Annotated in this window: 23 protein-coding genes; 20 read left to right on the top strand and 3 right to left on the bottom strand. The window is 69.7% G+C overall.

Translation table 11 applies throughout. The annotated features are described in order from the left end of the window. Positions 1-54 precede the first annotated feature (54 nt). The 9 genes from NLX83_RS18240 to NLX83_RS18200 all read left to right on the top strand — a co-directional run bounded on the left by NLX83_RS18240 (position 55) and on the right by NLX83_RS18200 (position 7855). A complete protein-coding gene (locus NLX83_RS18240; RefSeq protein ID WP_254236282.1) occupies positions 55-906 on the top strand; it encodes an alpha/beta fold hydrolase in 852 nt (283 codons plus the stop codon). Between the two features lie 93 nt (positions 907-999). Next, positions 1000-2388 carry an amino acid permease gene (locus NLX83_RS18235; protein WP_308209330.1) on the top strand — a complete coding sequence of 463 codons (1389 nt, stop codon included), beginning with the start codon at positions 1000-1002 and terminating at the stop codon, positions 2386-2388. Between the two features lie 11 nt (positions 2389-2399). Next, positions 2400-3077: a ribulose-phosphate 3-epimerase gene (gene rpe, locus NLX83_RS18230; RefSeq protein WP_254236281.1), complete on the top strand. Its 678-nt coding sequence runs from the start codon at positions 2400-2402 to the stop codon at positions 3075-3077. Continuing rightward, the gene (gene ribD, locus NLX83_RS18225) at positions 3077-4102 is read left to right on the top strand and encodes a bifunctional diaminohydroxyphosphoribosylaminopyrimidine deaminase/5-amino-6-(5-phosphoribosylamino)uracil reductase RibD (protein WP_254236280.1); all 1026 of its coding nucleotides are present in this window, start codon (positions 3077-3079) and stop codon (positions 4100-4102) included. The genes rpe and ribD overlap by 1 nt, the downstream gene beginning before the upstream one ends. Positions 4103-4109: 7 nt before the next feature. Then, positions 4110-4703, top strand: a complete 594-nt coding sequence (locus tag NLX83_RS18220; protein WP_254236279.1) for a riboflavin synthase — start codon at positions 4110-4112, stop codon at positions 4701-4703. 65 nt (positions 4704-4768) lie between these two features. Next, positions 4769-5992, top strand: a complete 1224-nt coding sequence (locus tag NLX83_RS18215; RefSeq protein ID WP_254236278.1) for a bifunctional 3,4-dihydroxy-2-butanone-4-phosphate synthase/GTP cyclohydrolase II — start codon at positions 4769-4771, stop codon at positions 5990-5992. Next, positions 5989-6462 (top strand): 6,7-dimethyl-8-ribityllumazine synthase, encoded by a 474-nt coding sequence (ribH, locus tag NLX83_RS18210; protein ID WP_254236277.1) that lies wholly within the window; start codon positions 5989-5991, stop codon positions 6460-6462. Before NLX83_RS18215 ends, ribH begins: the two co-directional genes overlap by 4 nt. Next, positions 6459-6890, top strand: a complete 432-nt coding sequence (locus NLX83_RS18205) for a PH domain-containing protein (RefSeq protein ID WP_254236276.1) — start codon at positions 6459-6461, stop codon at positions 6888-6890. The genes ribH and NLX83_RS18205 overlap by 4 nt, the downstream gene beginning before the upstream one ends. Then, complete coding sequence (locus tag NLX83_RS18200) at positions 6887-7855, top strand: dihydroorotate dehydrogenase (RefSeq protein ID WP_254236275.1); 969 nt, start codon at positions 6887-6889, stop codon at positions 7853-7855. The genes NLX83_RS18205 and NLX83_RS18200 overlap by 4 nt, the downstream gene beginning before the upstream one ends. A gap of 156 nt (positions 7856-8011) precedes the next feature. On the opposite strand, the gene NLX83_RS18195 is transcribed toward NLX83_RS18200, so the two are convergent. Then, a complete protein-coding gene (locus tag NLX83_RS18195) occupies positions 8012-8665 on the bottom strand; it encodes a DUF899 domain-containing protein (RefSeq protein ID WP_254236274.1) in 654 nt (217 codons plus the stop codon). A gap of 71 nt (positions 8666-8736) precedes the next feature. On the opposite strand from NLX83_RS18195, the gene NLX83_RS18190 reads away from it, so the two are divergent. From NLX83_RS18190 to NLX83_RS18180, 3 genes are all read left to right on the top strand, one after another. Continuing rightward, positions 8737-9192, top strand: coding sequence for a winged helix-turn-helix transcriptional regulator (locus NLX83_RS18190; protein ID WP_254236273.1), 456 nt, complete (start codon positions 8737-8739; stop codon positions 9190-9192). Between the two features lie 10 nt (positions 9193-9202). Further along, a complete protein-coding gene (locus NLX83_RS18185) occupies positions 9203-10039 on the top strand; it encodes an alpha/beta fold hydrolase (RefSeq protein WP_254236272.1) in 837 nt (278 codons plus the stop codon). Between the two features lie 400 nt (positions 10040-10439). Next, positions 10440-12272: an AfsR/SARP family transcriptional regulator gene (locus tag NLX83_RS18180; RefSeq protein ID WP_254236271.1), complete on the top strand. Its 1833-nt coding sequence runs from the start codon at positions 10440-10442 to the stop codon at positions 12270-12272. Between the two features lie 84 nt (positions 12273-12356). Here NLX83_RS18180 and NLX83_RS18175 read toward each other — a convergent pair whose 3' ends face one another. Both NLX83_RS18175 and NLX83_RS18170 read right to left on the bottom strand, forming a co-directional pair. Further along, positions 12357-13214 (bottom strand): hypothetical protein, encoded by an 858-nt coding sequence (locus tag NLX83_RS18175; protein ID WP_254236270.1) that lies wholly within the window; start codon positions 13212-13214, stop codon positions 12357-12359. Positions 13215-13347: 133 nt separating this feature from the next. Continuing rightward, the gene (locus tag NLX83_RS18170; RefSeq protein ID WP_254236269.1) at positions 13348-14424 is read right to left on the bottom strand and encodes a LacI family DNA-binding transcriptional regulator; all 1077 of its coding nucleotides are present in this window, start codon (positions 14422-14424) and stop codon (positions 13348-13350) included. 138 nt (positions 14425-14562) lie between these two features. Between NLX83_RS18170 and NLX83_RS18165 the strand changes: the two genes are divergently transcribed. From NLX83_RS18165 to NLX83_RS18130, 8 genes are read left to right on the top strand one after another with little or no spacing between them, the layout of a single operon-like run. After that, on the top strand, positions 14563-15831 hold the full coding sequence (locus NLX83_RS18165) for an extracellular solute-binding protein (RefSeq protein ID WP_254236268.1): 1269 nt from the start codon (positions 14563-14565) through the stop codon (positions 15829-15831). Next, on the top strand, positions 15828-16748 hold the full coding sequence (locus NLX83_RS18160) for a carbohydrate ABC transporter permease (protein ID WP_254236267.1): 921 nt from the start codon (positions 15828-15830) through the stop codon (positions 16746-16748). The genes NLX83_RS18165 and NLX83_RS18160 overlap by 4 nt, the downstream gene beginning before the upstream one ends. Further along, entirely contained in the window at positions 16735-17607 is an 873-nt protein-coding gene (locus NLX83_RS18155) for a carbohydrate ABC transporter permease (protein ID WP_254236266.1), read from the top strand. The genes NLX83_RS18160 and NLX83_RS18155 overlap by 14 nt, the downstream gene beginning before the upstream one ends. A gap of 8 nt (positions 17608-17615) precedes the next feature. After that, positions 17616-18380, top strand: a complete 765-nt coding sequence (locus NLX83_RS18150; RefSeq protein ID WP_254236265.1) for an SDR family NAD(P)-dependent oxidoreductase — start codon at positions 17616-17618, stop codon at positions 18378-18380. Continuing rightward, positions 18377-19981, top strand: coding sequence for a heparinase II/III domain-containing protein (locus NLX83_RS41895; protein ID WP_254236264.1), 1605 nt, complete (start codon positions 18377-18379; stop codon positions 19979-19981). The genes NLX83_RS18150 and NLX83_RS41895 overlap by 4 nt, the downstream gene beginning before the upstream one ends. After that, positions 19978-21966, top strand: a complete 1989-nt coding sequence (locus NLX83_RS18140; protein WP_254236263.1) for a DUF4962 domain-containing protein — start codon at positions 19978-19980, stop codon at positions 21964-21966. Before NLX83_RS41895 ends, NLX83_RS18140 begins: the two co-directional genes overlap by 4 nt. Then, a complete protein-coding gene (locus NLX83_RS18135; protein ID WP_254236262.1) occupies positions 21966-22628 on the top strand; it encodes a hypothetical protein in 663 nt (220 codons plus the stop codon). Before NLX83_RS18140 ends, NLX83_RS18135 begins: the two co-directional genes overlap by 1 nt. Continuing rightward, positions 22549-23301, top strand: a complete 753-nt coding sequence (locus NLX83_RS18130) for a polysaccharide lyase family 7 protein (RefSeq protein WP_254236261.1) — start codon at positions 22549-22551, stop codon at positions 23299-23301. The genes NLX83_RS18135 and NLX83_RS18130 overlap by 80 nt, the downstream gene beginning before the upstream one ends. Positions 23302-23480: the final 179 nt, after the last annotated feature.

Raw genomic sequence — 23480 nt, 5'->3', positions numbered from 1 at the left:
AGAGTGTGCCGCACGCTACCGTCTCTAACCACCTTAGAGGGTTAGGAGGCGGTCATGGATGAGGTCGCGCTGGTGAACGGGCTGCGGATGCACTACCGCCGCGAGGGCGAGGGGCCGCTCGTGGTGCTGTTGCACGGGTGGCCGCAGACCAGCCACTGCTGGCGGTTCCTGGTGCCGGAGCTGGCCCGCGATCACACGGTCATCGCCCCGGACCTGCGCGGATACGGTCTGACGGACAAGGCGAGGACCGGCTACGACAAGCGCACGATGGCCTCCGACGTTTCAGTGTTGATTGAAACTCTCGGCTTCGAGCGCGCGGTCGTGGTGGGGCACGACCGGGGTGCGCGCGTCGCCCACCGCTGGGCGCTGGACCGCCCGGACCAGGTGGAACGGCTCGCGGTGCTGGACGTGGTGCCGATGCGGGCGATGTGGCAGCGCATGGACGCGAAGGTCGGCGCGGCGTACTGGCACATGCTGTTCCACCTCCAGCCGGACCTGCCGGAGCGCCTCGTGGGCAACGACGTCGCCGGTTACCTCGGGTACTTCTTCGAGAGGTGGACGGTGAACCGCCACGGCCTCGAACCCTCGGCGATCGCGGAGTACGTCCGCGCGTTCTCCGCCCCCGGAGCACTGCGGGCGGGGTTCGACGACTACCGCGCCTCGATCCCCGACGACGCGGAGCTGGACGACGCCGACTTCGCCGCGGGCCGCCGCCTGGAGATGCCGGTGCTGGCGTTGTGGGGCGCGGCGGGGCTGCTCGGTTCGCAACCCGCTCTGGACATCTGGCGCGAGTACGCCGACGACGTCCGCGGCCGCGCGATCCCGGACTGCGGCCACTTCCTGCCGGAGGAGCGCCCGGCCGAGGTGCTCGCCGAACTGCGCGCCTTCCTCGCCGGGGCCATTTAGCTGGGGCGTTGTAACGGAAACCCCAGGGCCCGGTGGTGATCACGCTGCGTGCGCCGGGCACACTCGGCGATCATCCGAGCGAAGGGGGCTGGTGTGGACGAGGGGACGGGCCTGCGGCGGGAGCTGTCAGGTCGTCAGGTCGGCATGATCGCCCTCGGCGGCGCGATCGGCACCGGGCTGTTCCTCGGCTCCGGGCTGGCGATCTCGATGGCCGGGCCCGCGGTGGTCGTGGTCTACGCCCTGGCCGCGGTGGTCGCGCTCACCCTCGCCTACGCGCTCGCGGAGATGACCGTCGTGCACCCGGAGGCGGGCGGCTTCGGGGCGATCTCGCACCGCTACCTCGGTCCGCTGGCCGGCTTCGTGCAGCGGTGGCTCTACGTGGTCGCGCAGATCGTGAACATCGGCAGCGAGGTCGTCGCGGCCGGGCTCTACATCCGGTTCTGGTGGCCGGACGTGCCGCTGTGGGTGCCCGTCGTCGGCTTCTCCGTGCTGATCCTGACGGTGAACACGCTCTCGGTCCGCTTCTTCGGCGAGTTCGAGTACTGGTTCGCGATGATCAAGGTCGCCACCATCGTGGTGTTCATCGGGATCGGCGTGTACTTCCTGCTCTTCGGCTTCCCCGGGCACCCCTCGCCCGGCCTGTCCGCGGTCACCGACCACGGCGGGTTCCTGCCGAACGGGCTCGGCGCGGCGTGGCTGGCGCTGAGCGTGGTGACCTTCAGCTACCTGGGCACCGAGGCGGTCACGCTCACCGCCGCCGAGTCGCGCGACCCCGAGCGCGACGTGCCGAGGGCCGCGCGGAGCATGGTGCTGCGGCTGGGCCTGTTCTACGTGCTGGGCACGGCCGTCCTGGTGCTGGTCGTGCCGTGGTCGGAGGCGGCGGGCAACGAGGGCATCACGCAGAGCCCCTTCGTCCGGCTGTTCGAGTACGCGGGCGTTCCCGCCGCTGCCGGGGTGATGAACTTCGTGGTGCTGACCGCCGCGCTGTCGGCGATGAACACCAACCTCTACCTCAGCTCGCGGATGGCGCACTCGCTGGCGATCGTCGGGCACGCCCCGCGGTCACTGCTGAAGATCAGCTCGCGCGGAGTGCCGACGCGCTCGCTCGGGCTGTGCGCGGTCGGCCTGGTGATCGCCGTGCTGGCCTCGGTGTTCTCACCGCAGCAGGCGTTCCCGCTGCTGATCGGCGCCGCGCTGTTCAGCGGCCTCGCGGCGTGGATCATCATCTTCGCCACGCACTTCGCGTTCCGGCGCGCCCGGGAGCGCGAGGGGGCGCCGCCGTCGCCGATCCGGCTGCCGGGAGCGCCGGTGACCTCCGGCCTCGCCGCGCTCGTGCTCGTCGCGGTCCTGGTCACCACCGGCTTCACCGACCAGTTCTTCGTGGCGTGGCTGGCCGGGCCGCCGTTCCTGCTGCTGCTCGTGCTCGCGTACCTGCCGGTGCGCCGCCGGGCCGCCGCGCGTGCGGCCGAACAGGCCACCTAGACTGCTGTTCCGTGGCTCGTCAGGCGCTGATCGCCCCCTCCATCCTGTCCGCGGACTTCGCCCGTCTCGCCGAGGAGGCCGCCGCCGTCGGCGGTCCCGACGGCGCCGACTGGTTGCACGTCGACGTCATGGACGCGCACTTCGTGCCGAACCTGACGCTCGGCCTGCCGGTGGTGAAGTCGCTGCGCAAGGCGACCGAGATCCCGCTGGACTGCCACCTCATGATCGAGAACCCGGACCGGTGGGCGATCGGCTACGCCGAGGCGGGCGCCTACAACGTGACCGTGCACGCCGAGGCGGCCGGGGACCCGGTGAAGATCGCGAAGGACCTGCGCGCGGCCGGGGCCAAGGCGGGTCTGTCGGTCAAGCCCGGCACCCCGCTGGAGTCCTATGTGGACGTTCTCAAGCACTACGACACGCTGCTGGTGATGTCGGTGGAGCCGGGCTTCGGCGGGCAGTCGTTCATGCCCGAGGTGCTGGACAAGGTGCGCACCGCGCGGCGGCTGGTCGACACCGGGCACCTGACGCTCGTGGTGGAGATCGACGGCGGGATCAACGCCGACACCGTCGAGCAGGCCGCGGAGGCGGGCGTCGACTGCTTCGTCGCGGGCTCGGCGGTCTACGACGGCAAGGACCCCGGCAAGGCCGTGCGGGCCCTGCGCCGCCAGGTCCTCGACGCGCGGCGCTGATGTCCTCGGAATCGGGGCTCGAACTCGCGATGCGGTCGGCGATCGCGGTCAGCGAGGGCGTACGCGGCTTCACCAGCCCGAACCCGCCCGTTGGCTGCATGATCGTCGACGCGGCGGGCAAACCCGTCGGGTTCGGCGGCACCTCCCCGCCCGGCCAGGCGCACGCCGAGGTGGTCGCGCTGCGGATGGCCGGGACGGCGGCCAGGGGCGGGACCGCCTTCGTCACCCTGGAGCCCTGCGCGCACCACGGTCGCACCCCGCCGTGCGTGGACGCGTTGCTGGACGCCGGGATCGCCCAGGTGTACTACGCGGTCGACGATCCGTTCCCGGCTGCTTCCGGTGGGGCGCGACGACTTCGCGATGCGGGCGTGACCGTCCACTCAGGACTGCTCGCCGACCAGGTCCGCACCGGGCCGCTGCGCGCGTGGCTGCACCACGTGCGCACCGGGCGGCCGCACGTGACGTGGAAGTTCGCGTCCACTGTGGACGGAAGGACGGCCGCGGAGGACGGGACGAGCCGCTGGATCAGCTCCCCGGAAGCCCGCGCCGAGGTGCACGAGCTCCGGCTCAAGGTCGACGCGGTGATCGTCGGCATCGGCACGGTGCTCGTCGACGACCCGCAGCTGATCGCCCGCCCGCCCGCGAACGAGTCCGCGACCCGGCAGCCGCTGCGCGTCGTGGTCGGTGAGCGCGACATCCCCCCGGGTTCGCGGGTGCTCGACGACGCGGCGGAGACGGTGCACCTGCGCACCCGGGACCCGATGGAGGTCATGGACGCCCTCACCGCGCGGGGCGTGGTCGACGTGCTGCTGGAGGGCGGTCCGCGGCTCGCGGGCGCGTTCTGGGAATCAGGGCTCGTCGACCGGGCGTTGGTGTACATGGCGCCGATGCTGCTCGGAGCGGGTACCCCCGTACTGGGCGGGATCGGCGTCGGCACCATCGGCGACGCGCTGCCGCTGGCGTTCGAGAGCGCCACCATGATCGGCCCGGACGTGCGCATCAGCGCCGTCCCGGCACCTGAGTAGGAGGACCATGTTCACCGGAATCGTCGAGGAACTGGGCAGGATCACCGCGGTGGAGCACGCCGCGAACTCCGCGCGCCTGACCGTGCACGGGCCGCTGGTGACCTCCGACGCCAAGCACGGTGACTCGATCGCGGTGAACGGCGTGTGCCTCACGGTCGTCGACGTCACCGACGGCGCGTTCACCGTCGACGTCGTGCACGAGACGTTGCAGCGCTCCAGCCTGGCCAAGGCCGAGGCGGGCCAGGTCGTCAACCTCGAACGCGCGGTCGCCGCGGGTCAGCGCCTCGGCGGCCACATCATGCAGGGCCACGTCGACGGCACCGGGACGCTGCTCTCCCGCGACGCCTCCGGGCTGACCCGGTTCGCGATGCCGGAGAACCTGGCCAGGTACGTGGTGGAGAAGGGCTCGATCGCGGTGGACGGCGTCTCGCTGACCGTGGTGCGCGCGGGCACCGACGAGTTCAGCATCGCGCTGATCCCGACCACCCTGGAGCTGACCACGCTCGGCCGCCGCGAGCCCGGTGACGTGGTGAACCTGGAGGTCGACGTGGTCGCCAAGTACGTCGAGCGCCTCGCCGCCCCGCACCTGTCGTCCAAGTGACGAACACCGCCCCGATGGGCACCGCTGAGTGGGGGACAATGGGCAGCACTGAGCAAGGAGGCCCGGTGACCACTTTCGATCCCGTCGAGCGGGCGTTGGCCGATATCGCGGCGGGCCGTCCCGTTGTCGTCGTGGACGATGAGGACCGGGAGAACGAGGGCGACCTCATCTTCGCCGCCGAGAAGGCCACGCCCGAGCTGATCGCGTTCACGGTCCGCTACACCTCCGGCTACATCTGCGTGCCGCTGACCGGCGAGGACTGCGACCGGCTGGACCTGCCGCCGATGTACCACTCCAACCAGGACGTGCGCGGCACCGCCTACACGGTGACCGTGGACGCCAAGGAGGGCGTCAGCACCGGCATCTCGGCCGCCGACCGCGCGCACACCATCCGGTTGCTGGCCGACTCGAAGTCCGTCGCCGGTGACTTCAACCGCCCCGGGCACGTGGTTCCCCTGCGCGCCAAGGACGGCGGCGTGCTGCGGCGGCCCGGCCACACCGAGGCCGCGGTGGACCTGGCCCGGATGGCGGGGCTGCGGCCCGCCGGTGTGCTCTGCGAGATCGTGAGCCAGAAGAACGAGGGCGAGATGGCGCGCCAGGACGAGCTGCGCGTCTTCGCCGCCGAGCACGACCTCGCGCTGATCAGCATCGCCGACCTGATCGCCTACCGGCGCCGCTCGGAGAAGCAGGTCGTGCGCGTCGCCGAGGCCAGGATGCCCACGGTGCACGGGGTTTTCCGCGCGTACGGCTACGACAGCCTCATCGACGGCGTCGAGCACGTCGCCCTCGTCTACGGCGAGATCGGCGACGGCGAGGACGTGCTGGTGCGCGTGCACTCGGAGTGCCTGACCGGGGACGCGTTCGGTTCGCTGCGCTGCGACTGCGGTCCGCAGCTGGACGCGGCGCTGGCCATGGTCACGGCCGAGGGGCGCGGCGTGGTGCTCTACATGCGCGGGCACGAGGGCCGGGGCATCGGCCTCATGCACAAGCTCCAGGCTTACCAGTTGCAGGACGCGGGCGCGGACACCGTGGACGCCAACCTGGCGCAGGGGCTGCCCGCGGACGCGCGGGACTACGGCACCGGCGCGCAGATCCTGGTGGACCTGGGTATTCACGCCATGCGGCTGCTCACCAACAACCCGGCGAAGCGGGTCGGGCTCGAGGGCTACGGCCTGCGGGTGACCGGGCGCGTGCCGCTTCCGGTGCGCCCCAACCCGGAGAACGTCGACTACCTGCGCACGAAGCGGGATCGGATGGGACACGAGTTGCACGATCTGGACATGTCATGAGCGGGGAGGGACGGCCGGAGCAGGTCGTGCCCGACGCGTCGGGGCTGCGCCTCGGGATCGCCGCGACCACGTGGCACGCGGAGATCACCGGGAACCTGTTGGAGCGCGCGGTTTTCGCCGCTTCGAAGGCGGGCATCGCGGCTCCGACCGTTGTCCGGGTCGCGGGCGCGGTGGAGCTTCCCGTTGTCTGCCAACAGCTCGCGCGCACGCACGACGCCGTCGTCGCGCTCGGCGTGGTGATCCGCGGTGGCACCCCGCACTTCGAGTACGTGTGCGACGCGGTGACCGCGGGGCTGACCCGGGTGGCGCTGGACGAGTCCACCCCGGTCGGCAACGGCGTGCTCACCTGCGACACCGTCGAGCAGGCCGTCGCCCGCTCCGGGCGGTCGGACTCGGTGGAGGACAAGGGTTTCGAGGCGTGCGTCGCCGCGCTCGACACGGCTTTGACGCTGAAGGGGCTGAGAGGGTGACTGAGCTGGTGATCAGGCCGCGCAAGGTCCGGCGGGTGGCCCCCGTGCTGGCCGTCGCGCTGGTCGCGGTCTTCGTCGTGGTGGGCGTGCTGCTGGGGAACACCCCGACCGGGGCGTACTTCCGGGTGGCCGACCAGATCGCCATGGCGGGCATCGGCGTCGCGCTCGCCGCCGCCGCGTTGCTGTTCACCCGGCCCCGCCTGCGCGCCGACGCCGAGGGGGTCGAGGTGCGCAACATCGTTGTGACGCACCGGCTTCCGTGGGCGCTCGTGCGCGAGGTGAACTTCCCGGACGGCTCAGCGTGGGCGCGGTTGGAGCTGCCCGACGACGAGTACGTGTCGGTGATGGCGATCCAGTCCACCGACTCCCGGCACGCGGTCGACGCGATGCGGGAGCTGCGCGCGATGCACGCGGAGCACACCAAGTGACTGTCCGGCTCGGCGATATCGTTCTGCGCAACCGGTTGGTGACGTCGTCGAGCCTGCTGGGCTACGGCGTGTCCAACTCCTCGCTCGTGCCGTACGGGATGAGCCCGATCTCGAAGTTCGTCCCGCTGGAGCGTTTCGGCGCCGTCACCGCGCGGACCGTCACCGTCGAGCCGCGCGAGGGGCACTTCACCACCCGCGACGTGTGGCCGGTGCGCGAGCTGCCCGGTCTGCTGAAGCGCTACGGCACGGTGCTGCGGCAGACCGACACCGGCTGGCTCAACGCTTTCGGCTGGTGCAACGTCGGCATCGACGCCTACCTCCGCGACTACTTCCCGCGCACCCGGGGGCAGCGCACGATCATCTCGCTCGGCGGGTTCTCCGCGGAGGAGTTCGTCACCCTGGTGGACAAGGTGAACGCCGCCGTCCCCGCGGGCGAGATCGCCGCCGTCGAGCTCAACGTGTCCTGCCACAACGTGAACTTCGACTTCAACAAGATCATCGGCGCGGTGCTGGCCGAGGCCGTTCCGCGCAGCACCCACCCGGTGATCCTCAAGCTGTCGCCCGACTACGACTACCTCGGCCACGCCAGGTTGGCTGCCGAGCACGGGGTCTCCGGGCTGACCGCGATCAACACCGTGAAGGGTCTGCGGCTGGACCCTCGCACGGGCAAGCCGTGGCTGGCCAACCGCTACGGCGGCGTCTCCGGCCGCGCGATCAAGCCGATCGGGCTGCGCGTGGTGTCCGAGCTGCGCGAGGCCGGGGTGACGCTGCCGATCATCGCGACCGGGGGCATCCGCACCTTCGACGACTGCCGGGAGTACTTCTGGGCGGGCGCGGACGCGGTGAGCCTCGGCAGCGCGTCGTGGTTCGCCAGCTACCCCGGCTACGCCCTCTCGCCCTTGCACGCGCTCCGCATCCGCCGCCTGCTCACCAAAATCGAGAGCTACACCCCGCCCCCGCGCTAAACTCCCCTCGTGCCCACCCCGCCCCTGCTCCCCTCCACATCGGCTGAGGTGGTCCAAACCAATCCCGTTTCGTACTCTTAGCGGGGAAGAGAGCGCTCCCAAATCCCGGCAAGAGTACGAAACGGGAAAAGCGACGGTGGTGGGTGGGGATGGGGCTCAGTACTCGTCGCGGTGGCGGAGCCATTGCATGGTGGGCGTCTGGGGCCAGCCTTCCGGGGAGTCCTCCCACGTCTCCTGCCTGCCGTACGGGGTGAGGTCCAGCAGGTTGAAGTCCATGCGGAGGCGGTCCACGCCGCGGCCGGAGGTGTAGTAGCTGCGGAAGATCTCGTCGCCGTCGCGGAGGAAGACGCTCACCCCGAAGCCCCCGCCCAGCTCCAGGTCGTCGTAGAACGTGCTGCCGAAGGCCGAGTACCAGGGCGTGGTCCAGCCGAACCGCTTGCGCACCAACGAGATCTGCTCCTGCGACGCGGGTGACATCAGGGCGAGCGTGGTGTCGCGGGCGTTGAGGTGCGACTGGTCCGCGAGGTTGTCGGTGAACGACGAGCAGCCGTCGCAGACGTGGTCGCTGCCGGGGTGCAGCATGAAGTGGTAGACGACCAGCTGGCGGCGGCCGTCGAACAGGTCGGCGAAGTCGACGCCTGAGCCGTCCGGCGCGGTGAACCGGTAGCCGGGGTCGAGGCGGACCATCGGCAGCCTGCGCCGTTCGGCCGCGAGTGCGTCGAGGGCGCGGGTGTGCTCCTTCTCCTTCACCAGCAGGGCGTCGCGGGCGGCGCGCCACTCCTGGACCGAGACCACGGCGGGACGGCTCATCACAACCTCCAAGTTCCTTGAGGGAACTGACTGTAGCGCAGAACGTTCCCTTAGGGAACTATGATCGTGTGGTGCAACGGACCCGGTTCGGCGACATGGCGTGCTCGATCGCGCGCACCCTCGACGTGATTGGGGAACCGTGGTCGCCGCTGATCCTGCGCGACGTCTACGTGGGCATGACCCGGTTCGAGCAGATCCAGCAGGACCTCGGCATCTCCCGCAAGGTGCTGGCCGAGCGGCTGAAGTGGTTGGTCGACCAGGAGGTGCTGGAGCGGCGCGAGTACTCCAGCCGCCCGCCGCGGTACGAGTACGTGCTCACCGGGAAGGGCGCCGAACTCTGCGATCTGCTCACGGTGATGGTGCGCTGGGGCGACAAGTGGACCGCGGGTGAGGCCGGGCCGCCGGTGCTCTACCGCCACCGCGCGTGCGGCGAGATCGCCCACGTCGAACCGTGCTGCTCCGCTTGCGGCGAGCCGATGCGCGCCACCGACATCGAGCTACTCCCGGGGCCGGGCTCCAACCGATAGCTTGGGGCGCATGGAGATCCAACTCGGCGAGCTCACCTTCGACGTCGTCGCCTCCGGGCCCGAGTCGGGCGAGCCCGTGCTGCTGCTGCACGGCTTCCCGCAGACCGCGCACAGCTGGCACCGGGTCACCGCGCTGCTCAACGCGGCCGGGTTGCGCACGTACGCGCCCAACCAGCGCGGGTACTCCCCGGGCGCGCGGCCCGCGGACGTCGCCGACTACGCGGTGCCGAACCTGGTCCGCGACGTGATCGGGATCGCCGACGCGCTCGGGCTGGGCTCCTTCCACCTCGTCGGGCACGACTGGGGCGCCATCGTCGCGTGGTCGACCGCGATCGGGCACCCGGAGCGCGTGCGGACGCTGACGGCGGTGTCGGTGCCGCATCCCGCCGCCTTCGCCTGGGCCCGCGCCAACGACCCGGACCAGGCCAAGCGCTCGGAGTACATCCACCTGTTCCGCACGGCGGGCAAGGCGGAAGAGGTGTTGCTGGCCAACGAAGCCGAGTCGCTGTACAAGGTCTTCGGCACGGCGTTGCCGTTGGAGGACACCGAGATCCACGTGCGCGCGATGACCGAGCCGGGCGTGCTCACCGCCGCGTTGAACTGGTACCGGGCCGCGGTGCCCGGCGAGCGCGCCGCGGTGCCGCCCGCGCGGGTGCCGACCACCTACATCTGGAGCACCGCGGACATCGCGCTGGGCGAGGCCGGCGCGCGCAAGTGCGCGGAGTTCGTCGACGCGCCCTACGAGCTGCGCGTGCTGGACGGGATCAGCCACTGGATCCCGGACGAGGCCCCCGAGGCCGTCGCGCACGCGGTGCTGTCCCGAATGGCGGGAACGATCACGGGTTGAGACCGAAGTCTCGTCCCCGCCGTTTTGCGTCGCTCCAACGAACGACAAAACAGATTAGTTCGATACACGGGTGGCCCTTACTGCCGGCCAGGACCGGGCCAAGCGATTTCAAGTTGTTGGGGACAAAGGGCCGTGGTTGTGCGGCAAGCGAGCGGGCGGCTACAGCCGGGCGCATGCCGACACGATCGGTGGAGTAACGGAATTACTGCTGGTCAGGGGCCGGTTTTCACCCGATGGAGTTAGGGTATTAAAGTCCCTGGACACCGTTCGTCGACTGCCATCGCACGTCCGACGAACTGTTTACCCCGCGTTGATTCTTCTCCATCTTCTCCTTCTACGGTGGGAGGACTCTGCGGTATACCAAGTGCGATCCTGCTGAGCGGAGGTTGAGATCATCGAAGTGCGCGTGCTCGGCCAGTTCGAGGTCCTGCGTGGTGGCGTCGCCATCACGCCGACCCCGCCGAAGATGCGTCAGGTCTTCGCCCTCCTCGCGGTCAACGCCAACAGCGTGGTCCGGACCGAGTCCTTCATGGAGGAGCTGTGGGGACCTCGGCCGCCGTCCAAGGCGAACACCACGCTGCAGACCTACGTCTCGCACCTGCGCAAGATCCTGGCCAGCTCCGAGCGGGCCGAGCTGGCCGACTCGGTGCTGCGCACGCACCGCGTCGGGTACTCCCTCGACCTGCCGTCGGAGTCGCTGGACGTCCAGCACTTCGCCGAGCTGGCCCAGCGCGGGCGGGCCGAGCTGGAGAGCGGGATGTACGAGAACGCGGCCGACTCGCTGCGCTCGGCGCTCGCGGTGTGGCGCGGTTCCGCGCTCAGCGACGTCCAGCCGGGGCCGGTGCTCAAGACGCACATCGCCCGGCTCGAGGAGAGCCGCAGCAGCGTCACCGAGCAGCGCATGGAGGTGGACCTGCTGCTCGGGCGGCACCACCAGCTGATCGCCGAGCTGGGCACGCTCGTCCGGCAGTACCCCACGCACGAGGGCCTGCACGGCAAGCTGATGCTCGCGCTGCACCGCGCGGGCCGCCGCTCCGAGGCGCTGCGGGTGTTCCAGACCATCCGCTCCACCCTGGTCGCCAAGCTCGGCATCGAGCCCGGCCCCGAACTGCAGAAGTTGCACCGCTCGCTGCTGGCGGGCGGGGCGGACCACACCGAGTCCACGCCGAGCGGGCTGACCGTGGTCCGGGAGAGCGGCCGGGACGCCGGCTGGGGCGAACCGCCCGCGCAGCTCCCGCCGGACCTGCCCGCCTTCATCGGCCGGTCCGACGAGCTGGGCAAGGTGGAGGCGCTGATGCTGCGCCCGCCGTCCTCCGCGCCGCCCGTGGTGACGGTGACCGGGCCCCCCGGCTCGGGCAAGTCGGCGTTCTGCATCCACGCCGCCAACCGGGTGCGGGCGCGGTTCTCCCAGGGCCAGCTCTACGCGGACCTGGCGACCACTGAGCCCGCCGAGGTGCTCGCGGGGTTCCTGCGCGCGCTGCGCGGCCCGCACATCCCGCTGCCCGCGACGCTGGAGGAACGCAGCCAGCTCTTCCGCAGCTGGACGGCGCAGCGCAAGCTGCTGGTGGTGCTGGACAACGCCACCAGCACCGGCCAGGTCGCGCCGCTGGTGCCGACCGGCCAGCGCTGCGCGGTGATCGTCAGCTGCCGCCGCAGGCTGCACTGGCGCAGCGTCGGGCTGATGCTCGACCTGCCGCCGCTGAGCCCTGGCGAGAGCACCGACCTGCTGGTCTCGGTGATCGGCCAGCCCAGGGCGGGCCGGGACGACGCGGCCGCCGCGGCGTTGCTGCGGCTGTGCGGCGGGTCCCCGCTGGCGATCCTCGCGGCCGCGACCCGGCTGGCGCTGCGCCCGCACTGGTCGGTGGCCCGGCTGGTGGAGCGGCTGGCCGCGGAGGACCAGCGGTTGCGCGAGCTGACCAGCGGCAAGCTGGACGTGCGCGCGAGCGTGGAGGCCAGCGTCGCCGAGCTGGACGCCGACGCCCGCGCCGCGTTCCTCGCGCTCGCCCCGCACGCCAAGGAGCCGTTGCCGCTGGAGGACGCGGCGAAGCTGCTCAACCTCGACGAGTACCACGCGGAGTCGGTGCTGGAGCGCTTGGTCGAGTTCCACCTGGCGATCCCCGAAACCGGCGGCGCCGCGGACTTCGCGGGCTGGTTCCGCTACCGCTTCCCGCCGCTGCTGCGCCTGACCGCCCAGGCCATGGCGGAGGCCGACCCGATCGGTGCCCAGCACTGATCCCGCAGCGCTTACGTACCCAATGTGGCATTTGTTTCGTCAGACGTAACGAATGCCGCATTGGGTACGTACCCGGCTGGGAGGTCAGGTGAAGCTGGGGCGGGTGCCGCGGAGCAGGTACTTCGTCAGCGCGCGGCCCTGTTCGCGTTCGTCCACAGAGGACTGGGGCATCGGCCAGCGCAGCTGTTCGTAGAGCGCGGCCCGGTGCAGGTCGTAGGTGGACTCGAACAGCGCCGCGAAGTTCGCCGCGCGCGAGGGCACCCAGAACCACGCGGTCACCCCGATCAGCGCGAGGCCGATCGGCAGCGCCCACCACGACCACCAGGTGAAGCCGCAGAACAACGCCGCCCACACCAGGGTCGCCGCCGAGGAGTGCAGCGCCGCGCGCGCCGCCGCGAGCTCCTCCCGCGCCGCCTTCGGCAGCACCAGCCACAGCCGGGGCCAGGTGATCACCGCGTCCAGCCCGTACTTCTCGCCGACCCGCGCCTGCGCCGCGCTGAGCAGGTTGCCCACCCGAGTCGGCTGGTGCTGGGCCACATCGGCCGAGCACCGGCTGAGCCGCCGCGCCAGCTCCACGTACTCGGCGCGTTCCTCGTCGGTGGCGAGATCGGACTTCACCGCCGCGGTCAGCTCGTGCCACTTCAGCTCGTCGGCCTCCACGCGCGCGCTCAGCTCCGCGGTTCGCTTGCGGGACAACTCCTTCAGCGGCCCCGGCCACGGGCCTTGGAGCACTTGCAACGCCAACGGCGCCACCTGGTTCACCAGCACCGCCGAGCCGACGAGCGCGCCCGCGAACAGGAAGGCGCCGGGAACGGTGGCCAGCCACGCGGGCCCGCCGGGGACGAGCGCGAGCCCGCCGAGCCAGAAGATCACCGCGGGCGCGCCGGCGTGCGCCACGCGGTCGCGGAGCCTGCCGGACGTGGCCTCCCAGAACGGCGTCATCGCAGCTCCTCCCGTCGGACCGGCAACCGAGTCACCCGTCTGGAGTCAGGAGATCAGCGTGCGCCGCCCGGGCCGGGAACGCCGTGCTCCGTTCCCATCTCGTAAGCCCATTGGAGCCGGGCCATGACCAGCGTCAGCGCGGGGGAGCGGTGGAGGCGCGCACGACCAGCTCCGGCCGGATGAGCAGCGACCGGCCCGCGACGGGCGCGCCGCCCTCGATGCCGGTGCGCAGGTGCTGGAAAGCCTCGGCCGCCATGCGCTCCAAGGGCTGTCGCACCGTCGTCAGCGCGGGCGCGCACAGTTCGGCGAGCAGGATGTCGTCGAAACCGACCACCGAGACGTCCTCGCCGACCTGGCGGCCGGTGTCGCGGACGCCCGCGCAGACGCCGAGCGCGCACATGTCGTTCATCGCGACGAGCGCGGTCGGCGGGTTGGGCGAGTTCAGCAGCTCCACCGTGCGGGCGCGGCCCAGTTCGGCGGCGTCCCGGTCGCCGTAGCGGTCGTCCGAAGTGGACAGTTCGGCGTTGGCCGCGGCCATGTCCAGGCCCGCCTCGGCGATCGCGGAGAGGTAGCCGCGGTAGCGCTCCTGCCGGTTCACCGCGCGCAGCGAACCGGAGACGTAGGCCAGCCGCCGGTGTCCCAGGCCCAGCAGGTGCTGCGTGACCAGGTGCGCGCCGACGACGTTGTCCACGCTGATGTTCACCAGCGTCTCGGGGTCGCCCGCCTGGGCGGTGCGGTCGAAGGCGACGACGGTCAGGCCCGCCTCCAGCAGCGGCTTGACGTGGTCGAGCGAGGGCAGCGACGAGCACAGCACGACGCCGCGGATGCCGTCGTCCCAGAGCTGTTCGAGGTAGCGGCGCTCCCGCTCCGGCTCGCGCTCGCTGTTGCACAGCAGCACGTGGTAGTCCTCGGCGAGCGCCGAGCCCTCCAGGTGCCGGGCGAATGTCCCCCAGAACGGGTTCGCCACCGAGGGCACGACCAAGCCGATCGCCTGCGTGCGGCCGGTCCGCAGCTGGCGCGCGGTGCGGTTGGGGCGGTAGCCGAGGCGTTCGATCGCCTCCTCCACCCGCTGCTTGGTCGCGGGCAGCATGCGACCGGGCCGACCGTTGAGCAGGTTGGACACCGTGCTCGGTGAGACCCCTGCGGCTCGGGCGACCTGGTAAATCGTCACACTGCTGCCGTTGCGCACTTCGGGACCCCTCCCAATCACCTGATGAGACCGTACCAGAGACATGTTTTCGCGAGCGGGCGTTGACGGCGTCCTACCCCGCACCTACCCTTCGGGCACCGCTGAACAGTAAATCGATGCACCACTCTCTTCCCCGTCGCCGTGGAGAACGAGGTCACGATGAGAACCGCCGCAGCAGCAGTACTGGCCGTCGCCGTCCTGGCGTCGGGGTGCGGGGGCCCCGCTCCGTCCTCCGGCCAGGGCACCGGCGGTGAGCCGCAGGGTGAGATCAGCCTCGTCACGCCGATCTTCGAGGGTTCGGACGGGCAGCGCGTGCTCGAGGAGCAGCTGGCCGCCTTCCGCAAGCAGTACCCGAAGGTCAGGGTGCGGCCGGACTACACGAACTACGCCAAGCTGAACGAGAAGCTGACCACCTCGATGGTCAGCGGCCGCGCCTACGACGTGATGCTCCTGGGCATCGGCTGGGTGCCGCCGTTCGCCGGGAGGCTGCTGGCCGACCTGGGCATGGACCGCGCCGAGCTGGCGAAGACCTACTCGCCGCGGGCGGTGGACGCGGGGGTGCACGACGGCAAGGTCTACGCGTTGCCCGTGATGCTCGACATGCGCTTCGGCATCTACCGCAAGGACCTCTTCGCCGCCGCGGGCATCACCGCGCCCCCGCGCACCTTCGCCGAACTGCGGGACCACGCGCGCAGGCTGACCGTGCGCGACGCCTCGGGCAAGCTCCAGCGCGCCGGGATGGACGTGCTGTCCACCGATCCGCGCCAGGTCTACGAGACGCTGCTGTGGGCGGCGGGCGGGGACCTGTTCACCCCGGACGGCAAGGTCGCGTTCAACAGCCCCAACGCGGTGCGCGGCCTTGAGCTGATGACCGATCTCATCCGCACCGACCGCGCGCTGGACATCGGGTTCACCAAGGTCGGCGACACCAGTATCCCGATCATCACCGACCGCGCCGCGATGGCCTTGGGGCACAACAACCTCTGGTTGGAGATCCAGGCGCAGCGGCCCGAGCTGATCGCCCAGGACAAGATCGGCACGTTCGTCATCACCGACGAACGGCCCGCGATGTTCCAGGGCGGCACGCTCGCCTCGATGTCGGCGAGCGGCAAGAACAAGCCCGCCGCGCTCGCGCTGGTCAAGTTCCTCGCCTCCGCGGACGCCTCGCTCGCCGCGAGCAGCCAGCGCGGCAACGTTCCCGCCGTCAGGTCGCTGGAATCCTCCAGCTACGTCAAGGAGAACGCGTTCGTCCGGTTCGCCATGTCCAATATGGACTCCGCGTTCTCCGAGGGCGGGGTGCCGGGCTGGCTGAACATCCGCAACGACTTCAAGGCCGCCATCGAGTCGGCGCTGCTCGGCCAGAAGTCGCCGAAGGAAGCGCTCGACGAGCTCGCCGCACGCGCCGCCACCCAGGTCTCCGGGCGATGACGGCAGTCCTGGAACGCCGGAAGGCGCTGCGCCGCAAGGATCGCGGCCGACGCAGGGTGGCCGCCCTGATGCTCGCGCCCGCCGTGATCCACCTGGTGTGGTGGATCGGCATCCCGGTCGTCTCCACGTTCGTGCTGGCCTTCCTCCAGTACGACATCTTCGCCGGGACCGCGGAGTGGGTCGGCTTCGACAACTTCGCGCGGATCTTCTCCGATGACGTGTGGAACGCCTCGATCTGGCACACGCTGGTCTACACGTTCTTCACCGTCCCGGTCGCCATGGTCATCGCCGCCGTGGTCGCGGTGCTGCTCAACGTGAAGATGCGGGCGCGGGCGTGGTACCGCGCGGCGTTCTTCCTGCCGCACGTCACCGCGACCGTGGCGATCGCGCTGGTGTGGATGTGGATGTTCGAGCCGCGCATCGGGTTGTTCAACGCGCTGCTGGAGATGGTCGGCGTCACCGGGCCCGCGTGGCTGGCCGACCCGGACTGGGCGATGACGTCGGTGATCGTGGTGAGCATCTGGAAGGGCATCGGCGTGAAGATGCTCATCTACCTCGCCGCGCTGCAGAGCATCCCGCACGAGCTGTACGAGGCGGCCGACCTCGACGGGGCGAGCGGCCCGCGCAAGTTCTTCTCGATCACGTTGCCGCTGCTGAAACCCGCGACGTTCTTCGTCTTCGTGGTCTCGATGATCGACGCGTTCCAGGTCTTCGACCAGGTCTACATCCTGACCCCGGACGGCGGCCCGGCGAACTCCACCACGGTGATGACCTACGAGATCTACCAGGCGGCGTTCGGCCGCTTCGACATCAGCACCGCCTCCGCGCAGAGCGTCGTGCTCTTCGGCTTCCTGATGGTGCTGACGGTGATCAGCCGCAGGCTCACCGGGAAGGACGACAGTCATGTCTCCTCTTAGAACGGAGCGTAGCGGGCGCTTCCTGCTGCACCTCGTGCTCGGCGCCGGGTCGCTGCTGATGATCGTGCCGTTCGTGTGGATGCTGCTGAGTTCGGTGAAGAACCGCGCGGACATCGCGGCGTACCCGCCGAAGATCCTGCCGACGGAGTGGTTGTGGAGCAACTACCCGGAGGCGATGGGCTTCGCACCGTTCGGCACCTACTTCCGCAACAGCCTCACCATCGCGGTCGGGCACACCGCGCTGAACCTGGTCGTCGCGTCCATGGCCGGATACGCCTTGGCGCGCATCGCTTTCCGGGGCCGCACGCTGATCTTCTTCGGCGTGATGACGATGATGATGATCCCGACCTACACCAAGATCGTCCCGCAGTACCTGATCGCCAAGTCGGTGCCGTTCTTCGGCGGCAACGACTGGCTCGGCCGCGGTGGGACGGGCTGGCTGGACTCGTGGTGGGCGCTGATCATCCCCGGCGCGCTCACCCCGTTCGCCATCTTCCTGTTCCGCCAGTTCTACCTGGCGCTGCCCAAGGAGCTGGAGGAGGCGGCGCGCATCGACGGCATGGGCGAGTTCGGCATCTTCGCCAGGGTGATGACGCCGCTGGTGAAACCGGCCATCGCCACGGTCGCGCTGCTGACCTTCGAGGGCAGCTGGAACAACTTCCTCTGGCCGCTGCTGGTCACCACCAGCGACGAGCTGCGCGTGGTCCAGGTCGGCCTCGCCGCGTTCCAGCAGGCCGAGCGGACCGAGTGGGCCTACCTGATGGCGGGGTCCGCGCTGGCGACGCTGCCGATGATCGTGCTCTTCCTGTTCACCCAGCGGTACTTCGTCCAGGGCTTCGCGACAGCGGGAATCAAGTGAGGTTTGGCATGTCTTTCGACCTGACCGGAAAGCGCGCGCTGGTGACCGGCGCCGGGCACGGCATCGGTGCGGCGGTGGCGCTCGCCCTCGCGGGGGCCGGAGCCGATGTGATCATCCACTATGGACGGTCCGAGGCGCGGGCCGTTGAGGTCGCCGCCGAGGTGGAGCTGCTGGGGCGCAAGGCACTGGCGCTCGGCGCGGACGTCACCGTGAGCGCCGAGGTGGACCGGCTGCTCAGCGAGTCGGCGACATTCCTCGGCGGGCTCGACATCGTGGTCTGCAACGCGGGCCACCTGGTCGGACGAGTGTCTACAGAGGACATGACCGATGAGCACTTCGAGCGGGTCGTCGCGGTCAACCTGACGGCGACCTTCCGCACCTGCCGCGCGGCCATCCCGTACCTGAAGGCCGCGGGCGGTGGGCGGATCGTCACGATGTCCTCGCTCGCCGCGAGCAACGGCGGAGGGCCGGGCGCCGCGGCGTACTCCGCGGCCAAGGCCGGGGTCGCGGGCTTCACCCGTGCGCTCGCCAAGGAGCTGGCCCCATCCGCGATCACGGTGAACGCGTTGGCCCCGGGGTTCATCGGCGGGACCGAGTTCCACGGCACGTTCACCCCGGAGGACTCGCAGCGCGCCATCGTCGCCGGGATTCCGCTCAAGCGGGCGGGAACCGCCCACGAGGTGGCGGCCGCGGCGCTGTTCCTGGCCTCGCCCGAGGCGGGGTACCTGACCGGTGCCACGATCGACATCGACGGCGGGGCGTGGTTCCGGTGACCAGTGCGGCCATGGTGACCGTTCCCACCGAGCGCGGCGGCTGGTGGCACAACTACGTGTGCCCGATCCACGGCGGCGAGCTGATCCACGAAGGCTTGCTGGAAGGGCGATTCCCGGACGGGGGTGTCTCGTGCGTGCACGGCTGCCGCGTCGACTCCCCGGAGGTGCGCGGGGCGTGGACCGTCCTCGCGCACCAGGCGTGCGCTCGGCAGATTCTCATTCTCGCGCGCAGCAGCTCGTCCGTGAGCCAGAATCGCGCCCTGGCAATGCTGTTGGACTACAACCGGCTCTACGTCTCGCTCGGGACCGACGCGCACGAGGGCGCGCAGTCATGGATGCTGCGCGGACGGCTCTTCCAGCAGGCGCTGACGGAGGCGATCTGGGCGGTCACCGTCGGACAGGCGGCGCGTGCCCTCGCAATGTCCAAAGTGGATGGTCTGGCGGATCTCCTTCCCTTGCTGAAGGGCGTGGTCGATGCCGCGCGGAGCGCGCGGGCGATTCTGGTGGGGGAGGGGAAGTTCCACTCCAACTACACGGCGTGGCTGAACGCGGCCGGCGCCGTGTGCTCCTCGGCGGTCGCCCAGATCCAGCACACGAGTGCCGACAGGAGCTGGCTGACCGATGAGAGCGGCGTGTACGAGCACGTGCTGGCCTCCACCCACCTGGACGGGTGGGAATGGGAAGGCAGCACCTACTACCACGCCTTCGTGCTGCGGGCGTACCTGCTCGCGTTGCGGCACAGCGGATACCGCGACATGCCTGCCACGGTGCACGCGCGTATTTCCGCGATGGCAAGCGTGTTCGCCACGATCAAGACCTCCGGCGGCCTGGTTCCGGCCCTGCACGACAGTCCCTACGAGCGCTCGGACACCGCCGCCGAGTACGCCGAAGTGCAATCCCTGGTGGAGGAATTCGGTCTGACGGGTGCCCCCAACGATGCTGTGGTCCGAGTGTTCCCCGACGCCGGGCACGCGGTGCTGAAGGGCTTCGGCATCCACGCGATCGTTGATTTCGGTCCGCACGGGGGGCCGCACGGACACCGCGACAAGCTCTCCCTGTACCTGTACGGAGCGCGCACGCCGTGGCAGCCCGACCCCGGCCAGGTCCCCTACGGACACCGCGCGATGCGCGCCTACTACGCGAGTACCGCCGCTCATCCGACGTTCACTGTGGACGGTAAGGACCAGGCGGAGTGCGCCGGGCGGTTGATCTCGGCGGAACCGGATGAGATCACTGTTGCGGTGTACGAGGCTTATCCCGGTGTCACCGCGACGCGGCGGGTGTCCTTGCGGGACGGGTGCCTCGTCGACGAGCTGACTGTGCGCTGCGATCGGCCCAGCGTCGTGACTGTCCACTTGCGACCAGATGTTCCGTTGGTAGCGCGGGCGCAGGGGAATGCGCGCACCACTGAGTGGATCGGCGGCCAACGCCTGCACGGCGAGCACACGGTTCGCGGTGCGCCCGCGTGCTTTCTCGTACGGCCGGGCAGGGCGCCCGCTGACGACCCGAACCGCACTCGGGTGCACATCGACTGGACCAGCGAGCCGACCGCGGACGTCACGTTCCGGTCGGTGTACCGGGTAGTTGGGGGCGAACTGTGATCCTGATCGGCGATCGCCTGGACTCGCTTCGCGCGGACATGCGCGGTGATCGCGCGCGGCAGTGGAAGCGGTTGTACGAGCAGTGCGACTGGTATCGGACGCAGCACCCGCCCAGCGAGCACCCCACCGCGAGCATCACGTACTTCGGCCCCGCGGCGGCGAATCTCGCGCTCGCCTACGTGCTGAGCGGCCAGCGGGGCTACCTGGACGAGGCGTGGCGGTGGATTTCCACGTGCATCGGCTATCCGCACTGGGGCAAGGCGAACCTCCCCGATCACGACCTCGACGCGGGGTGGCTGCTGCACGGGCTTTCCCTGGCCTACTCGTGGATCGCGGATGACCTGGAGCCCGCGCAGGAGGCTGAACTGCGGGAGAAGCTGACGCTCCAGGGCGAACGGCTGTACAAGTTCGCCGTCGAGTCCGAGGGGACCTGGTGGTCTTCGAGCTTCTGGCAGAACCACAACTGGATCTGCTACACCGGCCTGGCCGCGGTGGGCTACGCGCTCGACCGTCCGGAGTGGACGGAGCGGGCGAAGGCGAACTTCGCGCGGGTCCTGGAGCTGATGCCGTCGGACGGATCGGACTCCGAGGGCGTTGTGTACTGGCGCTACGGGGTTCCGTGGCTGGCGATCTACACCGACCTGCTCCAGCAGCAGGAAGGGATCGACTGGTGGAACCGGGGTTCGTTCCTGCGCAACACTTTCCACTGGCGGCTGCACCAGTGCGCGCCGGGCTTCGAGGAGAACGTCGACCACGGCGACTGCCATGACCGGCGCAGTGGGCACAGCGTGTCCCTGTACTACAAGCTGGCCTCGGCTTATCGCATCGGCGAGGCGCAGTGGTTGGCCGAGAAGGTGTCAGGCGAGTTCTTCTGGCGCGAGGCTTACGCGTCCGGGGTGAAACCGGGTGTGATGCCCGAGGCTTTCCTTGAGTACCTGTGGTTCGATCCCTCAGTTGCCGCCGTCGATCCGGCTACATCCGTTCCTACTACGGCGTACTTCCCCGATCTGGGCCAGGTGACGGCGCGCACGAGTTGGGACCCGCGGGCAACGTTCGCGAGCTTCAAGGCGGCGCCGGGTGGTGGGCACGGTGCTTGGGAGACCGCGCACCGGTTCTACGAGGCATATGGGTGGCAGACGCTCAACGCCGGGCATCACCACCCCGACTCCGGCGCTTTTGTGCTTGCTTCCCACGGAGCCTTTCTTGTCGTCGATGACGGCTACTCCAATCGGAAGCGCGCCGGGGACCACAACCTGGTTCTCGTGGATGGGCAGGGCTGGGCGGATGAGGACCGCTACCACGTCTACAAGGGAATCCCGTGGGAGCGCTTGTGTCGAGTGCGCGATGTGCTTGCCGCGGAAGGGTTTGTGCACGCGACGTCCGAGACCGCGGCGATGTTCGATGAAGCCTTGGAAGTGCGGCGGCTCGACCGCACGTTCGTGATGACGCCGTCCGGCCGGATCGTGCTGTTGGATCTCGTCGAATCCGTTACGCCGCGCACATGGACGTTGTTGCTGCACTCCGATTGGCCGGCTGTGCCCGTGGGCTCGGATGGCGTGCTGTTGCGGTCGGGCCCCGGTGCCGCCGTGGTTCGCGCGTTGGGTGACCCGCTCCCGCGAATTTCGCAGACCACGACGGAGATCGAGGCCAACCCCACCGCGAGCACGCCGAGCCTGCGGATAGCGAAGACCCTGCACACGGTTCGGATGGATTCCTCCGGGCATCTGTTAACGGCGATCGAGCCGACGGATTCCGGTGCTGCGTGCCGGGTGGACTGCACCCGCGGTTGGGGTGTCCGGTTCGGTGCCGGTGAATCCGTGTACCTCTCGCCGGTCGAGGGACGGATCGAGGCTCCGGATGTCACCGCTGACGCGGTAGCTGTGCTTCGCAGTGGTGACAGGACGGCCGTTGTTGGTGGGACTCGCGTTGTCGTGGATGGTCGAGTCGTCCTGGATTCGGCTCGTCCGGTTACGGAGATCGTCTGATGACTACGCGGAACGTGTTGCGCGCGTTGGAGTTTGTTGCTTATCCGGCGCTCGCCGGTGCCGCGTTCTTCGTGTTGAGCATCGGTGTTGTGACGTGGCTTCCCGCATTGGCAGCCGCTGCGGTGGCGCTTCAGCAGTGGCGGGTTGACGGTGACGCACGATGCTTCTTGGGTGTCTTCAAGGCATTCCCCGCGTGTTGGCGTTCGCTGTGGCAGCACTCCGTTGTCTCCACCGCGGTCATCGCGGTGCTCGCCGCCAACGTGATGTTCCTGGCCGACCGACCTGAGCAGATCGCGTTCGTGCTGCTCGCGGCTCAGGTGGGTTTCGGGCTCGTGCTGATTCCGTATCACCTTGTTCTGGCGGCTCAGGTCGCTGTTGGGGGCGAGGCACGCCCGAAGGCCGTTCTGGTGACGGCTTTCGGTTCCCTCGCCCCGTGTTTGGGGCTGACGGCCGTGGTCGTGCTCGCGTTGGCGCTCGCGTCCGCAGGAGTTTTCGCCCCGTTGTTGTGGAGTGTGGGCACACCCGTGTTGCTGGCGCTCCGATTCGTTCCCGTGCTGGTGTTCGACGAGAGGACCATGACCGATGAACCGTGCCATTCCCCTGCTCTGCGCGGCTTTCTCCGTGGGAGCCCTGGCCTCCGCGGTGCCCGCGGTCGCGGCTGACGCGGAGTGCAAGTACCCCGCCGACGTGCTGGACCTGAAGAACTGGAAGGAAACCCTGCCCACCGGCTCCTCCGGGAAACCCAAGGAGGTCAAGCAGCCCGAACTCGCCACGTTCAGCGCCGACCCCTGGTTCGTCCCGCTGCCCGGCTGCAACGGGGTCCGGTTCCGCGCGGCCGTGAACGGGGTGACCACCAGCGGGTCGAGCTACCCGCGATCCGAGCTGCGCGAGATGACCAACAACGGCAAGGACAACGCCGCCTGGTCGTCGAACTCCGGGAAGCACACCCTCGAAGTCGAGGCCGCCGTCACCCACCTGCCCAACGACAAGCCCCACGTGGTCGCCGCGCAGATCCACGGCGGAGATGACGACGTGTCGGTCTTCCGCATCGAGGGGAACAAGGTCTACATCACCAACGGGGACAATTCCAAGTACCACCTCGTGACGAGCGACTACCAGCTCGGGAAGAAGTTCACCGCGCGGTTCGAGGTGAGCGGCGGGAAGATCAAGGCGTACTTCGACGGGAAGCTGCAGACGACTCTCTCGAAGAGCTTTTCGGGAGCGTATTTCAAGACTGGAGCCTATACGCAGGCGAACTGTTCGAAGTCTTCGCCGTGCAGTTCTTCGAACTATGGGGAGGTTCACGTGTTTCGGGTGAACGTGACGCACGGGTGAGGTGGGGGTGCGCGTGTCTTCCTGTTGGCACGCGCACCTCTTTTTTGGGTTGGGCTTCCGGCTTGCGTCGGTACCAGCGGCGGGGTCGGCTTGACCTGGGGGCCCCTTGCGCGTGCCCTTGGGCCTGTCAGGGGCACGGGATGAAACCCCGGCCCTCGCGACAAGCGTATGGCACGCGC

It is taken from the genome of Allokutzneria sp. A3M-2-11 16 (assembly GCF_024213555.1).
In the GTDB taxonomy this organism is placed as follows: Bacteria; Actinomycetota; Actinomycetes; order Mycobacteriales; family Pseudonocardiaceae; genus Allokutzneria.
This window is presented reverse-complemented; position numbering and strand designations above follow the sequence as displayed.